At 73.4% G+C, this 14,400-nt stretch carries 18 protein-coding genes and 4 pseudogenes; 13 read left to right on the top strand and 9 right to left on the bottom strand.

The genetic code is table 11. From position 1 onward, the window contains the following. Window positions 1-18 precede the first annotated feature (18 nt). The 5 genes from G5V59_RS20285 to G5V59_RS20265 form a co-directional block, all read right to left on the bottom strand. Window positions 19-324: an Ig-like domain repeat protein gene (locus G5V59_RS20285; protein ID WP_278257651.1), complete on the bottom strand. Its 306-nt coding sequence runs from the start codon at window positions 322-324 to the stop codon at window positions 19-21. Window positions 325-576: 252 nt separating this feature from the next. After that, the gene (locus G5V59_RS20280) at window positions 577-1,047 is read right to left on the bottom strand and encodes a hypothetical protein (RefSeq protein ID WP_278257650.1); all 471 of its coding nucleotides are present in this window, start codon (window positions 1,045-1,047) and stop codon (window positions 577-579) included. 119 nt (window positions 1,048-1,166) lie between these two features. Continuing rightward, complete coding sequence (locus G5V59_RS20275) at window positions 1,167-1,610, bottom strand: alkaline phosphatase (RefSeq protein ID WP_278257649.1); 444 nt, start codon at window positions 1,608-1,610, stop codon at window positions 1,167-1,169. Further along, window positions 1,514-1,846: a hypothetical protein gene (locus G5V59_RS20270; RefSeq protein WP_278257648.1), complete on the bottom strand. Its 333-nt coding sequence runs from the start codon at window positions 1,844-1,846 to the stop codon at window positions 1,514-1,516. The genes G5V59_RS20275 and G5V59_RS20270 overlap by 97 nt, the downstream gene beginning before the upstream one ends. 144 nt (window positions 1,847-1,990) lie before the next feature. Further along, window positions 1,991-2,359 carry a hypothetical protein gene (locus G5V59_RS20265; protein WP_278257647.1) on the bottom strand — a complete coding sequence of 123 codons (369 nt, stop codon included), beginning with the start codon at window positions 2,357-2,359 and terminating at the stop codon, window positions 1,991-1,993. Between the two features lie 154 nt (window positions 2,360-2,513). Here G5V59_RS20265 and G5V59_RS20260 point away from each other — a divergent pair. From G5V59_RS20260 to G5V59_RS20210, 10 genes and pseudogenes are all read left to right on the top strand, one after another. Then, window positions 2,514-4,307 (top strand): annotated as a pseudogene (locus tag G5V59_RS20260) (FAD-dependent oxidoreductase); the annotation flags it as partial. A gap of 19 nt (window positions 4,308-4,326) precedes the next feature. Continuing rightward, complete coding sequence (locus G5V59_RS20255; RefSeq protein WP_278259961.1) at window positions 4,327-4,638, top strand: FAD-dependent oxidoreductase; 312 nt, start codon at window positions 4,327-4,329, stop codon at window positions 4,636-4,638. Beyond that, window positions 4,635-4,799, top strand: a pseudogene (locus tag G5V59_RS37265) (FAD-dependent oxidoreductase); the annotation flags it as partial. The gene G5V59_RS20255 and the pseudogene G5V59_RS37265, both read left to right, overlap by 4 nt. Before the next feature lie 193 nt (window positions 4,800-4,992). Beyond that, window positions 4,993-5,754: a (2Fe-2S)-binding protein gene (locus tag G5V59_RS20245; protein ID WP_278257646.1), complete on the top strand. Its 762-nt coding sequence runs from the start codon at window positions 4,993-4,995 to the stop codon at window positions 5,752-5,754. A gap of 336 nt (window positions 5,755-6,090) precedes the next feature. Further along, window positions 6,091-6,201 (top strand): annotated as a pseudogene (locus tag G5V59_RS20235) (hypothetical protein); the annotation flags it as partial. Between the two features lie 334 nt (window positions 6,202-6,535). Further along, the gene (nirD, locus tag G5V59_RS20230) at window positions 6,536-6,868 is read left to right on the top strand and encodes a nitrite reductase small subunit NirD (protein WP_341350995.1); all 333 of its coding nucleotides are present in this window, start codon (window positions 6,536-6,538) and stop codon (window positions 6,866-6,868) included. A gap of 63 nt (window positions 6,869-6,931) precedes the next feature. Beyond that, on the top strand, window positions 6,932-7,276 hold the full coding sequence (locus tag G5V59_RS20225) for a uroporphyrinogen-III synthase (RefSeq protein WP_278257645.1): 345 nt from the start codon (window positions 6,932-6,934) through the stop codon (window positions 7,274-7,276). Then, window positions 7,251-7,766 carry a uroporphyrinogen-III synthase gene (locus G5V59_RS20220; protein ID WP_278257644.1) on the top strand — a complete coding sequence of 172 codons (516 nt, stop codon included), beginning with the start codon at window positions 7,251-7,253 and terminating at the stop codon, window positions 7,764-7,766. Before G5V59_RS20225 ends, G5V59_RS20220 begins: the two co-directional genes overlap by 26 nt. 57 nt (window positions 7,767-7,823) lie before the next feature. Then, a complete protein-coding gene (locus G5V59_RS20215; protein ID WP_278257643.1) occupies window positions 7,824-7,982 on the top strand; it encodes a winged helix-turn-helix domain-containing protein in 159 nt (52 codons plus the stop codon). Next, complete coding sequence (locus G5V59_RS20210; protein WP_341350994.1) at window positions 7,979-8,653, top strand: CbiX/SirB N-terminal domain-containing protein; 675 nt, start codon at window positions 7,979-7,981, stop codon at window positions 8,651-8,653. Before G5V59_RS20215 ends, G5V59_RS20210 begins: the two co-directional genes overlap by 4 nt. A gap of 420 nt (window positions 8,654-9,073) precedes the next feature. On the opposite strand, the pseudogene G5V59_RS20205 reads toward G5V59_RS20210, so the two are convergent. Beyond that, window positions 9,074-9,229, bottom strand: a pseudogene (locus G5V59_RS20205) (hypothetical protein); the annotation flags it as partial. A gap of 188 nt (window positions 9,230-9,417) precedes the next feature. Between G5V59_RS20205 and G5V59_RS20200 the strand changes: the two are divergent. The 3 genes from G5V59_RS20200 to G5V59_RS20190 are packed head-to-tail and all read left to right on the top strand — an operon-like array spanning window position 9,418 to window position 11,821. After that, window positions 9,418-10,113 carry an MFS transporter gene (locus G5V59_RS20200; protein WP_278257641.1) on the top strand — a complete coding sequence of 232 codons (696 nt, stop codon included), beginning with the start codon at window positions 9,418-9,420 and terminating at the stop codon, window positions 10,111-10,113. After that, window positions 10,026-10,676, top strand: coding sequence for a hypothetical protein (locus tag G5V59_RS20195; RefSeq protein WP_278257640.1), 651 nt, complete (start codon window positions 10,026-10,028; stop codon window positions 10,674-10,676). Before G5V59_RS20200 ends, G5V59_RS20195 begins: the two co-directional genes overlap by 88 nt. Then, on the top strand, window positions 10,673-11,821 hold the full coding sequence (locus G5V59_RS20190; protein ID WP_278257639.1) for a DUF418 domain-containing protein: 1,149 nt from the start codon (window positions 10,673-10,675) through the stop codon (window positions 11,819-11,821). Before G5V59_RS20195 ends, G5V59_RS20190 begins: the two co-directional genes overlap by 4 nt. Here the strand turns inward: G5V59_RS20190 and G5V59_RS20185 are convergent. From G5V59_RS20185 to G5V59_RS20175, 3 genes are read right to left on the bottom strand one after another with little or no spacing between them, the layout of a single operon-like run. Beyond that, window positions 11,802-12,401, bottom strand: a complete 600-nt coding sequence (locus G5V59_RS20185) for a hypothetical protein (RefSeq protein ID WP_278257638.1) — start codon at window positions 12,399-12,401, stop codon at window positions 11,802-11,804. The two genes, G5V59_RS20190 and G5V59_RS20185, sit on opposite strands and share 20 nt — an antisense overlap. Beyond that, the gene (locus tag G5V59_RS20180) at window positions 12,401-13,711 is read right to left on the bottom strand and encodes a hypothetical protein (RefSeq protein WP_278257637.1); all 1,311 of its coding nucleotides are present in this window, start codon (window positions 13,709-13,711) and stop codon (window positions 12,401-12,403) included. The genes G5V59_RS20185 and G5V59_RS20180 overlap by 1 nt, the downstream gene beginning before the upstream one ends. Then, window positions 13,708-14,370: a LytTR family DNA-binding domain-containing protein gene (locus G5V59_RS20175; RefSeq protein ID WP_278257636.1), complete on the bottom strand. Its 663-nt coding sequence runs from the start codon at window positions 14,368-14,370 to the stop codon at window positions 13,708-13,710. The genes G5V59_RS20180 and G5V59_RS20175 overlap by 4 nt, the downstream gene beginning before the upstream one ends. Window positions 14,371-14,400 lie beyond the last annotated feature (30 nt).

Here is a 14,400-nt window from a genome sequence, read left to right as displayed (position 1 = left end):
TTCGGGTGGAGCGTGCGGTCAGCGGCGGGCGATGACCGTCAGGGTGGGCGTGCTCGACGGGAGCGTCTTCGACGACCCGGCGTACGACGCCACGAGGCGGTGCGTGCCCCGCGCGAGACGCAACGTCACGGTGGCGCGGCCGTTGCGGACGACGACCGTCTTGACGACGCGGCCCTTGTCCTTGACGACGACCTTGCTGCCGCTCGGCACGCGGCTCGCGACGAGGCGGTAGGTGACGGTGCGGTTGGGCTTGACCAGCGTGGGGCCGGTGAGGCCCAGCGCGGTCGCGACCTTGCCCGGCGCCGGCGTGGCGGTGACCGTCACGGTCGGCTCGGCCGGGAGCGGGATGCGCGGGGTGACGCCCAGCGCGGAGCCGACGATGCCGAACAGGTCGGTGTTGTCGATCTCGCCCTCGAGGAGCCTTCGAGCCCGCGCCGAAGGAGAAGATCGGGACGTCCGCGCCGGTGTGGTTGCCGGAGAGGTAGGTCAGCCAGAGCGCGCCGTTCGCCGTGCCGTCCAGGGAGGTGTAGTTCGCACCCTGGTCGGCGGTGCCGAAGGTGGCCGGGGCGAAGTTCTTCACGTCCGCCTGACCGGCGCCGCCGTCGTTGATGAAGTCGTGCGAGCGGGTCGCGTCCTTGGCACCGGAGGAGCCTGCGGGTCGGCGTCGAGGTGTTCTTGCCGTCGGTGTTGACCGGCGGCGCGGCGGCCTCGGCGTTGGTGAACGTGCCCTTCTCGATGATGTTGAAGCCGGCGCACTCGTGGTCGGCGGTGACGATGACCAGCGTGTGGCCGTCCGCCTTGGCGAAGTCGTAGGCGACCTTGACGGCGTCGTCGAACGCCTTGGTCTCCTCCAGCGTCTGCGCGGCGTCGTTGGCGTGCGAGCGCTTGTCGATGAGCGCGCCCTCGACCTGCAGGTAGAAGCCCTTGCCGGACTTCGCCGACTTGTTCTTGAGCAGACTCGATCGCCTTGGTCGTCATGTCGGCGACGGTCGGCTCCTGCGCGGCCGGGTCGGCGGGGTTCTCGCGCTTGAACTTCTCGATGGTCATGTTGCCCTTCGAGAACAGGGCGAAGACCTTGCCGGCACCGGCGTCGACGCCTGCCAGGTCGGTCTTGGTGGCGACCGTCTGGGTGGTGGGCGAGCCGACGACGGTGTAGCCGTTGGACTTCAGCCTTGTCCTCGTTGGCCTGGTCGAAGCGGCTCAGGCCGCCGCCCAGGATGACGTCGGCGGTCTGGTTCGTCGCGATCTGGTCGGCGATCGGGGTGACCCGCAGGTCGTCGGTCGGGAGCGGGTTGCCACCGGTGACCTCGGGCAGCCTGGCAGGAGGCCTCGACGTAGTTCGGGCCCTGGCAGGCGCGCTGCAGGGTGTGGCTCATCTGGCCGGCGGGCGTCGCGTCGGTGATCTCGGCGGTCGAGACGTTGCCGGTCGACAGACCGGCCTGGTGCGCGAGCTCCATCAGGGTCGGGGTGATGTTCGCCTTGGCGTCGATGCCGTTGGCGTTGTTGTAGGTCTTCACGCCCGAGGACCACGCGGTGGCCGCGGAGGAGGAGTCGGTGACGTAGTTCGGCGAGAAGTCGGCCGCACCGGGCTGGCCCGAGTTCTTCTGCACGGCGTACGTCGCGACCTGACCGGTCGTGCCCAGGCTTCTCCATGTTGAGTCTCGCCGTCGGCGCCGTAGTAGCGCTGCCGGGCCGCGCTCACCTGGGTGCGGCCCATGCCGTCACCGAGCAGGTAGATCACGTTCTTGATGCCGTCCTCGGCGTTGGCCGAGGCGGACGGGGTGGCCACCAGGGTGCTGCTCGCGGCGCCGACGAGCGCCAGTGCGGCGAGGGCCGCAGTCTTCATCCGGGGGTGCACGTGCACTCCTTCGTTGTCCCGTGCGCGATCGCGGGCCGACCACGCTCGAGGCGCAGGCTAGGGACGCCCAGGAGCCGCCGGTGGGGCGGCGGGAAGACAGCGGGTGGACCGCAGGTGAAGGGCTGGGGGCGCTCAGCCGCAGACCTGGAACTCGTCGCCGTGCTCGACGACGGTGACCGTGACGACCCGGGACGGGGAGGTGCCGATGGTGACGGCGTAGTGGTCGTCGTCGGTCGGCTGGCTGCCGTAGGACGCGATCTGCTCGCCGTCGCGCACGCTGCTCAGCAGGGTGCCCAACGACTGCTTGTTGCCGGCGCAGGAATGGTCGGCGACGGCGTCGCTGTCGTGGTCGACCTGGGCCCGGGCCCAGGCGACGGCGGCTTTCTGCTCGGGTGCCAAGGCGTCGTCGCCGAGCACGGTCCGGAGCACGAAGCCCCCGCCGAGGGCGAGCAGGAGGAAGGCCGCCCCCATTGCGACCGTGCGGCGGTCGCGCGTGGTCATGGAGACCCCCTTCCCTCTCTCCGGCACGTTCACACCTGGGGGGCCGGTGGATCTGCCGTGCATCCGTGAGGACGGTGAGGACGTGAGGAGGAGTTGACCTCGCGGTGCATGCTGCGCACCCGGCCGCGAAATCTCGCCCGCCGAGCATGGAGCCATGACCGAGAGCCCCGGAGCGCCGCGACCGCGGCTCGTCGTCGTCGGCTCCGGCATGGCGGCGACCCGGCTGGTCGAGGAGCCCGTGGCCCGCGGGGCGACCGAGCGGATGCAGGTGACGGTGCTCGGCGACGAGCCGGTCGCGCCGTACAACCGGATCCTGCTGTCCGCCGTCCTGGAGGGCACCCACCGGCCCGAGGCGCTGACCCTGCGCACCCCGGGCTGGTACGCCGAGCACGGCGTCGACCTGCGCCTGGGCGCACGGGTGCTGGGGCTCGACCGCGAGCACCGCGACGTGATGCTGGTCGACGGCACCCTGGTGGAGTACGACGTCCTGGTGCTCGCCACCGGCAGCATCCCCACCCTGCCGCCGATCCGCGGCCTCGTCCGGATGGACGGCTCCCTGCACGACGCCGTGCACGCCTTCCGCAGCCTGGCCGACTGCGAGCGGCTGATGGGGGCTCTCGACCGGCCCGGGAACCGCCGCGCGGTCGTCGTCGGCGGCGGCCTGCTCGGGCTCCGGGTGGCCCGCGCGCTGGGCACCCGCGGCCTGCAGACCGAGATCGTCGAGGGCGCCGAGCACCTGCTGCACCGCCAGATCGACACCGCCGCGGGCCGGATCCTGGCCCGGGACCTGAAGCGCCTCGGCGTCGCGGTCTACACCGGCGCCCGCGCGATCCGGCTGGTCGACGGGCCCGCGCTGCGCCCGGACAACGGCTTCACCCTCGACACCGACCTGCTCGTGCTCACGGCCGGCGGACGGCCCTCCACCGCGCTCGCGCGCGGCGCCGGGCTGGAGGTGCGCCGCGGGATCGTCGTGGACGAGCGGCTGGCCAGCGTGAGCGACCCGAGCATCCACGCGATCGGCGACTGCGCCGAGACGGTGTCCGCCGACGGGCAGGGTCGCACCACCGGCTTCGTGCCGCCCGCCTGGGAGCAGGCCGGCGTCCTCGCCGGGATCCTGTGCGAGGAGCCGGTCACCTACGACGGAGCCCGGATCGTGGCCCGGCTGCGTGCGACCGATCTCGACGTCGCCGTGCTCGGCGACGCCGCGGCGGAGGTCGCCGCCGGTGGCGAGGTGGTCGAGGTGGCCAACCCGCTCGCGGGCTCCCACCGCCGGCTCGTGGTCCGTGACGGACGGATCGTCGCCGCCACCCTGGTCGGCGACCTGTCCCGGGTCGGCCTGATCACCCAGCACTTCGACCGGCGGACCGTCCTCGGACCGCGGGAGCCGGGGAACCTGCTCCTGCCCGAGCGCGCGGCGACCGGGGGCAGCGCCGCCAGTGTCGCCCAGGCCCTGCCCGACGACGCCGAGGTGTGCGCCTGCGCGGGCGTCACCGCCGGCCGGATCCGTGCCTGCTCGTCGTACGAGCAGGTCCGCGACAGCACCCGCGCGACCACCGGCTGCGGTGGCTGCGCCCCCACGGTCCGGCAGGCTGCTCGCCAGCCGCCCGGCCCTCGCCACGAAAGGTCCCTGACATGGCCCCGCACCTCCGCAAGCGAACTCGTCGTCGTCGGCCACGGGATGGTCGGGCACCGCTTCGTGCAGGCCGCGATCGAGCGCGGCCTGACCGAGACCCACGACCTCGTGGTGCTCGGCGCGGAGCCGCGCGCGGCGTACGACCGGGTGGCGCTGACGTCCTACTTCGAGGTCGGCGCGGAGGCGCTGTCCTTCCTCCCCGAGGGCCGGTACGACGACCCGCGGGTCACCCTGCGCCTGGACACCGAGGTGGTGGCGCTCGACGCGGACGAGCACGTCGTGACCCTCGCCGGCGGAGAGCAGGTCGCCTACGACGGTCTCGTGCTCGCCACCGGTGCGGCGCCGTTCGTGCCGCCGGTGCCCGGCAGGGAGCCTGGAGAACGTCTTCGTCTACCGCACGATCGAGGACCTGGAGGCGATCCGCCAGGCGGCGCAGGGCGCTCGGGCGGGCGCGGTCGTCGGCGGTGGCCTGCTGGGCCTGGAGGCGGCGAACGCACTGCACCGACTCGGCGTGCCGACCCACGTGGTGGAGATGGCGCCCCGGCTGATGGCCGTGCAGGTCGACGAGGTGGGCGGGGCGACCCTGCAGCGGCACATCGAGGAGCCTGGGCCTCACCGTGCACACCGGTGTGATGACCGAGCCTGATCGACGGCGACGCCGACGGGCGGGTCTCGGCCATCAGGCTCGAGGACCGGGAGGCGCTGCCGCTCGACCTGGTGATCTTCTCCGCGGGCATCCGGCCGCGCGACGCGCTGGCCCGCGAGGCGGGCCTCGATCTCGCCGAGCGGGGCGGCGTGCTGGTCGACGAGCAGTGCCGCTCCTCGGACCCGCACGTGTGGGCGATCGGCGAGTGCGCCGCGCCGGCCGGGCGGATGTACGGCCTCGTGGCGCCCGGCTACGCGATGGCCGAGGTGGTCGTGGACACCCTGCTCGGTGGTGCCGCGGGCGCCTTCACCGGCGCCGACATGTCGACCAGGCTCAAGGCTGCTCGGGGTGGACGTGGCGTCCTTCGGCGACGCCTTCGGGGCCGACCCCGACTGCCTGGAGTCTGGTCTTCGCCGACGCCGTCGCGGGGATCTACAAGAAGCTCGTGGTCAAGGAGAACGACTCCGGTGGCGTCGAGTTCGCTGGGCGGCATCCTGGTCGGCGACGCGTCGGCGTACGGCGTGCTGCGCCCGCTCGTCGGCAGCGGCATGGTGCTGCCGGACAATCCCGAGGAGCCTGATCCTCCCCGCGGGGCGCGGTGGTGCGGAGATCGGCCTGCCCGACGAGGCGCAGGTCTGCTCCTGCAACAACGTCACCAAGGCCGAGATCGTCGCCGCGGTCTCCGAGGGCGGCGGTTGCGACAGCCCGGCCTGCGTCACCAGGTGCACCCAGGCGGGCGCCACCTGCGGCTCGTGCAAGACCGTGGTGAAGAAGATCGTCGAGGACCACTTCGCCGCGACCGGCAAGGCCGTCGACAAGTCCCTGTGCGAGCACTTCCGGATGACCCGGCAGGAGGCTCTTCGACGTGGTGGCGGTGCATGGCTACCAGCGCTTCGACGACATCGTCGCCGGGCACGGCACCGGCCGGGGCTGCGACATCTGCAAGCCCACGGTGGCCTCGATCCTGGCCACCCTGCTCAACCACCACGTCCTCGACGGCAGCAACGCGACGCTGCAGGACACCAACGACGCCTACCTCGCGAACCTGCAGAAGAACGGCACCTACTCGGTGGTGCCGCGCATCCCGGGCGGCGAGATCACCCCGGACAAGCCTGATCGTGATCGGCGAGGTGGCCCGCGACTACGGGCTGTACACCAAGATCACCGGTGGCCAGCGGATCGACCTTTTCGGCGCCCGGATGGAGGACCTCCCGGCGATCTGGCAGCGGCTCGTGGACGCGGGCATGGAGTCCGGCCACGCCTACGGGAAGTCCCTGCGCACGGTGAAGTCCTGCGTCGGCTCGACCTGGTGCCGGTACGGCGTGCAGGACTCCGTCGCGATGGCGATCGAGCTCGGTCTGCGCTACCGCGGGCTGCGCTCGCCGCACAAGGCTCAAGGGCGGCGTCTCCGGCTGCGCCCGGGAGTGCGCGGAGGCGCGCGGCAAGGACTTCGGGGTGATCGCGACCGAGAAGGGCTGGAACCTCTACGTCGGCGGCAACGGCGGTGCGATCCCCTCGCACGCCCAGGCTGCTGGCCGGCGACCTGTCGCGCGAGGAGCCTGATCCGCTACCTCGACCGGTTCCTCATGTACTACGTCCGCACCGCCGACCGGCTGCAACGCACGTCGTACTGGATGGAGGAGATCGGCGGCCTGGAGCGGGTCCGCGAGGTCGTCGTGGACGACAGCCTCGGCCTGGGCGCGGAGCCTGGAGGCGTCGATGGCGGCGCACGTGGACTCCTACTTCGACGAGTGGAAGGCCACCATCGAGGACCCGGAGAAGCCTGGCCCGCTTCGTCTCCTTCGTCAACGCTCCCGGTGCGCCGGAGCCCGCGATCGCCTTCCAGGAGCAGGCGTCGGAGCAGCCGCGTGCGACGACGCTGACCCTCGGCACCGCGGTGTGCCGCCTCGACCAGGTCCAGCGCGAGTCGGGAGTCCCCGCACTGGTGGGCGGCCGGGCCGTCGCGGTCTTCCGCACCTACGACGACCAGGTCTTCGCGCTCTCCAACCACGATCCCTTCGGAGGCGCTTCGGTCCTCTCGCGCGGCATCGTGGGCACGCTCGGGGAGGACGCGGTGCCCTTCGTCGCGAGCCCGTTGCTCAAGCAGCGCTTTGACCTGCGCACCGGCGCCTGCCTGGACGACCCGTCGGTGGTCGTGCCGACGTACGACGTCCGCGTGGTCGACGGTGTTGTGGTGGTCGGTGCCCGGCGCGAGACACTGGACTCGTGAGCGAGCCTTCCCCTGTCCGGATTCAGGATCGGGGTCACCGCTGCCCGGCGGGCCGAGGAGCAGGTGAACCTGCTGGAGCGCCGCGGTGCGGAGGTGGTCCATGCCCCGGCCCTGTCGGTCGACCCGAACCGCATCGACGAGGCGGGTCTGCGCGCGGCGACGGAGGACGTGCTCGCCCAGCCGGTCGACATCTTCGTGGCGACCACGGGGATCGGGCTCAAGTCGTGGTTCGCCGCGGCCGAGCGCTGGGGCCTGCTCGAGGACCTGCTGGCCCACCTCGGCGGGGCGGAGATCCTCGCCCGCGGACCCAAGAGCGTCGGTGCGCTGCGGCGGGCCGGGCTGCGCGAGCCTGTGGGCGCCGGAGTCGGAGGCCTTCGAGGACGTGCTCGGCCACCTGCGCGGGCGTGACCTGGAGGGCCGGCGGATCGTCGTGCAGGAGCACGGCCAGTCGCTGTCGATGGCCGCCCACGCGCTGCGCCGGCTCGGTGCGGACGTCACGACCGTCGCGGTCTACCGCGTCGAGGGTGCCGCCGACCCCGAGCCGATGTTCGGCCTCATCGAGCAGATCGCGGAGCGCACGGTGCACGCGGTGACCTTCACCGCCGCGCCGGCCATCGCCGCCATGATGCAGGCCGCCACCTCCACCGGCCACCGCGACGAGGTCGTCACCGCCTTCCAGGCCGACGTCGTGGCCTCCTGCGTCGGGCCGGTGACCGCGGCCGCCTTCGAGATGTGGGGCGTGCCGTCGATCTATCCCGAGCGCTCGCGCCTGGCCGCGATGGTCAAGCAGCCTGGAGACCGAGCCTGCCCTCCCGCGCCGCCGGCACCACGCTCGAGGTCGCCGGGCACACGCTGCTGCTGCACGGCGACGACGTGCTGCTCGACGGCGCCGAGGTGAAGGCTCTCGCCCGCGCCGTACGCCGTCCTGCAGGCGCTCCTCGTCAACCCCGGCACGGTGGTCTCGCGCCGCGACCTGCTCACCGCCCTGCCCTCGGGCACCGCCGGCTCCGAGCACGCCGTCGAGATGGCCGTCGCCCGGCTCCGTGCGGCGCTCGGCACCCGCTGCGTGCAGACCGTCGTCAAGCGCGGCTACCGCCTGGCGGTCGCCCCGTGAGGCTGCTGACCGTGGCCCACGGCACCCGTACGACGGCCGGCAACCTGGTCGCCGCCGAGACCACCGCGCTCGCCGGCGACCGGCTCGGCTGGCCTGCCACGACGTCGTACGTCGAGCTGTGCGCGCCGCTGCTCGCCGACGCGGCCGCGGCCGTCACCGAGCCCACGGTCGTCGTCCCGCTGCTGCTCTCGACCGGCTACCACCTGCGCCAGGACCTGCCCCGCGCCGTGGCCGCCGCACCGCGCGGGCTCGTCCGCCTCGGCTCCGGGCTCGGCCCCAGCCCGCTGCTGGCCGCCGCCCAGGTGGACCGCCTGCGCGCTGCCGGTGCCACCCCCGGTCAGCCGGTCGTGATGGTCGCCGCCGGCTCCACCGACCCGCTCGCGGCCGCCGACCTGGAGGGCGCGGCCGCGCTGCTCGCCCGGGCCTGGGGCGGCCCGGTCCGGCTCGCCACCCTCTCGGGACGGGGCGAGCGCCTCGCCCGAGTGGTGCGCACGGGGGACGCGGTGTCGTCGTACCTGATGGCGACGGGGCACTTCGCCCGCACCGCCCGCCACGACGCGCTCGCCGCCGGTGCCTCGGTCGTCGCGGACGTGCTCGGCCCGCACCCGCTCGTCGTGGACCTGGTCTGCGCCCGCGCCCGCGCGCTGGCCTCGTCCCCGGTGCCCGCCTGACCTAGGCTCGACGCATGAGCGAGAGCCTGGGAAGGCGTCGTCCTGAAGAAGTCGCGCGGTCTCTACGACGGCGCCAACCTCTACCGCCGGCTGAAGGTGCGCACCTCCGCCGGCACGATCGTCAAGGCGCGTGTGGACCGTGCGCTGTGGGACGCGGTCAGCGTCGGCGACGCCGTGCGGCGCGACGCCGACGGCAACGTCACGAAGGGCTAGACCGCGACCGACCCCACGAACCGCGCGAGCCCGGCGAGTCTCGGGGATCTCACCCGCCTCGTCGAGCGTGTCGCGCAGCACCTCGTCGTGCAGCGGTCGCGCCTTCTTCAGCAGCGCCCGGCCGGCCGGCGTGAGCTCGGTGTAGATCCCGCGCCGGTCGTCGGCGCAGAGGATCCGGGTGAGCAGGCCGCGGTTCTCCAGGCGGGTCACCAGGCGGGTGGTCGCGGAGGGGGAGAGCGCGGCGGCGCGGGCGAGCCTGCTGCATCCGCATGTGCCAGCCGTCCTGGCGGCTGAGCGCGTCGAGCACGGTGTACTCGACGACCGACAGCGCGTGCTCGCGCTGCAGCGCCTTCTCCAGCGCACCCTCGATCAGCCCGTGCACGGCGGCGAGCGTGCGCCAGCCGTGTGCCCTGATCTCGACGGCGTCGTCGGCGATACCCATGGCCCCACTGTACCCGGGTTGCGCAGATAGTCCGCGCGTGCAACTATCGATAGTGTGCGTGTGCAACTAATGCAGACGCTGACTATCTACTCACGCATCCAGGAGAGCCATGCCTGTCGCCCTGCTCGCCCTCGCCATCGGGGGCTTCGGGATCGGACTGACCGAGTTCGTCATCATGGGCCTGCTGCCCGAGGTCGCCGACGACTTCGCCGTCACCGAGACCACCGCCGGCTACCTCATCTCCGGCTACGCCCTCAGCGTCGCGGTCGGCGCCGTCGCGCTGACCCTCGCCCTCACCCGGGTGCCGCGCAAGACCGCGCTGCTCGGGCTGATGGTGCTGTTCATCGCCGGCAACCTGATCTCGGCCCTCGCCCCGTCGTACGGCGTGATGATGACCGGGCGCGTGGTCGCGGCCCTGTGCCACGGCGCGTTCTTCGGCATCGGCGCGGTCGTCGCTGCCCAGCCTGGTCGCTCCGGAGCGCAAGGCGAGCGCGATCGCGTTCATGTTCGGCGGGCTGACCCTGGCGAACGTGCTCGGCGTACCGCTCGGGACGCTGCTCGGCCAGGCCGCCGGCTGGCGCTCGACGTTCTGGGCGATCACGGTGATCGGCGTGCTGGCCTTCGTCGGCATCGCCGCCCTGGTCCCCGCCCACACCGGCCGCGGCGAGGCGGCGAGCAGCGCGCGCACCGAGCCTGGCGGCCTTCCGCAGCCCGCAGGTGTGGTTCTCGATCGCGATCACGGTGCTGGGCTACGGCGGCATGTTCGGCGGGTTCACCTACATCGCCTTCACCCTCACCGAGGTGAGCGGCTTCGCCTCGGGCGCCGTGCCCGCGCTCCTCGTGGTCTTCGGCGTCGGCCTGTTCGCCGGCAACCTCCTCGGTGGCCGGGCCGCCGACCGCGACCTGGTCCGCACCCTGCAGGCTGGCCCTCGCGGCGCTGACCGCCGTGCTCGCGGTGTTCGCGCTCACCGCCGGCAACCAGGTGCTCACCGTCGTGATGCTCTTCCTCATGGGCGCAGTCGGCTTCGGTGCCGTGCCCGGCTTCCAGATGCGCGTCATGGCGTACGCCGACCGGGCGCCCACCCTCGCCTCGGGCGCCAACATCGCGGCGTTCAACGTCGGCAACGCCCTGGGTGCATGGGTCGGCGGTCTCACCCTCGCGGCCGGGCTCGGCTACACCTCGCCGCTGTGGGCGGGCGCCGGCGTCACCGCGCTCGGTCTGGCCGTCCTGCTGGTCGCGGTCCGCGCGCCCGGCGGCGAGCGCCGCAGGGCCGTCGCGGGCGCCGAGGGGTGGGGAGAACCCCACCTCCGGGTCGGGGCCTGACCTCCTCGCGGGCGCCGCCCGCTGCGACGAGCGTGGAGCCATGACCACCACGACTCTCGGGCCCACCCGACGCAGCGAGCGTGCGCTCGCTCCTGACCTGATCCGCGGCGCGATGCTGCTCTTCATCGCCCTCGCCAACGCCGGGAACTGTGCCTTCGCCGGCCAGCCCGGCCTCGACCCCGACCCGCACGGCCTGTCCCGGGTGCTCAACTTCGGGCTCTCGCTGCTCGTCGACAGCCGGGCCTACCCCGTCTTCGCGATCATGTTCGGCTACGGCCTGGTGCAGATCGCCCGCCGTCAGGAGGCCGCCGGGGCAGATGCCCGGCGGGTCCTCGTCCGCCGCAACGCGTGGCTGGTCGCCTTCGGTCTGGTGCACGCGACCCTGCTCTACTTCGGCGACTTCCTCGGTGCCTACGGGCTGATCGGCCTCGCGGCGACCTTCCTGCTCCTGCGCCGCTCCGACCGCTTCCACCGGGCCGTGCTGTGGGTGTGGGGCCTGCAGTCGATCTACCTCGTGGTCCTCCCGGTCCTCGCCCTCACCCACGACTGGTCCGGCGGCGCCGGGCTCGTCAACTCGCCGAACCCCTCGCTCGCCGCCGACTCCTACCGCGCCTCGATCGGCGAGCGGCTCGCCGAGTGGCCGGTCCACACCCTCTCCGTGCTCCCCGCCCTGCTCATCGTCTGGCTCGGCATCTGGGCGGCGCGGCGCCGGATCCTCGAGAACGTCGACCAGCACCGCACCCTGCTCGTCCGCACCGCCGCCATCGGCCTGGGGATCGCGGTCCTCGGCGGCCTGCCCTACGCGCTCGTCGCCGCCGGCGTCCTGCACCCTGCTGCGGGCACCGTCGACATCCTCGCCCTGCTCCACGACGTCAGCGGCGAGTACGCCGGACCGGGCTACATCGCCGCGCTCGCCCTCCTCGGCGCTCGCCTCTCCCGGACCGGCCGGGTCGGGGCCGTGGCCGCGCTCGGCCAGCGCTCGCTGTCCGGCTACCTCTTCCAGTCCGTCTGCTGGCTGGTGCTCTTCGCGCCCTTCGCCCTCGACCTCGGCGGCCACACCGTCGTCGCAGTGCTCGCCGCGATCGGCGTCTGGATCGCCTCGGTCGCGGGGGCGGCGGCGCTGCAGCGTCGCGAGCACCCCGGCCCGGCCGAGAAGGTGCTGCGGGGGCTCACCTACGGCCGCCGCTGAGGTTTCCCGCCCCGAGGCTCTCCGGGGTGTGCAGCCGGACCAGGAACCGCCGGGCGTGCGCAGGTGCGCGCCCGGCGGTCGCCATCGAGACCAGCACCATCACGCCGAACCCGAGTGGAACGCTCCACGCCGCGGGGGAGGTGAGCAGGGCGCCGGCCCAGCCGTCGACGTCCACGCCCGCGAGGTGGAGCACCGCGGCGCCGCCGGCGCCCAACCCGCCTGCGGCCAGGCCGGCGAGGGCGCCGGCGTCGGTCAGCCCGCGCCACCAGATGCCCAGCACCAGCAGGGGACAGAAGGTCGAGGCCGCGACGGCGAACGCCAGCCCCACGGACTGGGCGACGCCGACCTCGCCGACGGCCAGCGCCACCAGCAGCGGTACGACGACCGCGACCACCGCCGCGAGCCGGAACGCCGTCGCCACCGACCCGGTGTCGCGATCGCCTACCCACCGGCTCGTCACGTCCTGGGTGAGCACGCCGGACACCGCGACCACCAGGCCGGACGCCGTGGAGAGGAAGGCCGCGAAGGCGCCGGCGGTGACCAGCCCGGTCAGCGACTCGCCGCCCAGCCCGCCGATCATCAGCCGGGGCAGACTCCAGCACGAGCACGTCGGAGTGGCCCTCGCGGACCAGCCGGTCGCCGTAGACCCGGCCGAGGGCGGCGTACACCGGCGGCCAGACGTAGAAGAGCCCGAGCAGGGCGAGCACCGCGAGCGTCGTACGGCGTGCGCCGCGACCGTCCGGGTTCGTGTAGAAGCGCACGACCACGTGCGGCAGGCCCATCGTGCCGAGGAAGAGCGCGATGATCAGCGAGTACGTCGAGTACAGCCCGATCCCCCCGCCGCCGGCGACCGGGTCGGACCACCCGCCGCCGACGCCCTGCCCGGCGGGCCGTCCCTCGCCCCACCACACGACGACCAGGACCATCGCGGGGAAGAGGATCGCGGTCAGGCTTGAGCCAGTACTGGAAGGCCTGGACGAAGGTGATCGAGCGCATCCCGCCCGACATCACGTTGACGAGGACGACCAGCCCGACGATGACCGGGCCCGCCCACACCGGCGCGCCGATCGCCGACTCCAGGGTGATCCCGGCGCCCTTGAACTGCGGCACCAGGTAGAGCCAGCCGACGCCGACGACCAGCAGCGAGCACGCCGAGCGGACCCAGCGCGAGGCGAGCCGCGCCTCGGCGAAGTCGGGCAGCGTGTAGGCGCCGGAGCGGCGCAGGGGAGCGGCGACCAGCACCAGCAGGACGAGGTAGCCCGCGGTCCAGCCGACGGGGTACCAGAGCATGTCCGCGCCGCCGACGAGGAGCAGGCCCGCGACGCCGAGGAAGGAGGCCGCCGAGAGGTACTCCCCGCCGATCGCCGAGGCGTTGAGCCGCGGCCGGACGGTGCGCGAGGCGACGAAGAAGTCGCTCGTGGTGCGGGAGAAGCGCAGTCCCCAGGTGCCGATCGCGACCGTCGCGACGGTGACCGCCAGCACGGCGACCAGGCCGGGGACCGCGTCCGTGCTCACTCCTGTCCCTCCGCCCTGCCCTCGACGAGATCGGCGAAGTCGCGTTCGTTGCGCTCGACGCTGCGCACGTAGCGCCAGCCCAGCAGCACGAGACAGGGATAGACGACGACGCCCAGCAGCAGCCAGGCCAGCGGTACGCCGAGCACGTCCACCTCCGCCAGCCCCGGCCACAGGTGGAAGGCCAGCGGCAGCACGCCGAGCGTGGCTGCCAGGGCGACCAGGACGGCGAGGGCGAGCCCAAGCTCGCTCACGCAGCAGCGAGCGCAGGTAGACGTCGCCCAGCGCGGTCTGCTCGTGCACGTCGCCCAGCCGGCTGAGCGGGCGCCCCGCGGCGTCGTGCCGCGGCGGGCCGGTGACCCGGACCCGCTCGGTCACCGCCGCCCCCTCACTGCTGCCCTCTCACTGGGGGCCCGCGCCCGGCGGACCAGCACGTCGCGCAGGGCGCGGGTGTGCCGGCGGCTGACGGGCGGCTCGGTCCCGCCGGCGATCACCGACGTGCGCCCGGCCTCGGTGCGCACCTCGGTCACGTGGGCGAGCGCGACCAGCAGGGAGCGGTGGATCCGGTGGAAGCCCGCCGTCGCCCACTCCTCCTCGAGCGTCGTCAGTGGGACCCGGAGCAGGTACGTCTCGCCGCCCGTGGTGTGCAGTCGCGCGTAGTCGCCCTGCGCCTCCACGTGGGTGATGTCGCCGCGGTCGACGAAGCGCGTGACGCCGCCGCGCTCGACGGCCACCTGGGTGTCGGGCGCGGGAGCCGGGGGCGCGCTGGTCGCCAGCACGCGTCGTACGGCCTCGGCCAGGCGCTCGGGGCGCACCGGCTTGAGGACGTAGTCCACGGCGTGCAGGTCGAAGGCCTCGACCGCGTGCTGCTCGTGCGCGGTCACGAAGACCACCGGCGGCGGCTGCTTGAAGCGGCTGAGCACCTCGGCCGACTCCAGCCCGCTCAGCCCGGGCATCTGGATGTCGAGGAAGACGCAGTCGACCTCGCGCTCGCGCAACAGGCGGAGGCTGTCGGTCGCGGACTGGCAGGCGATCACCTCGCCGACCCGCTCGTCGGCCTCCAGCAG

This window comes from Nocardioides convexus (assembly GCF_011090295.1).
Note: the sequence above shows the minus strand (reverse complement) of the source record. Positions and strands in the feature narration are given on the sequence as shown.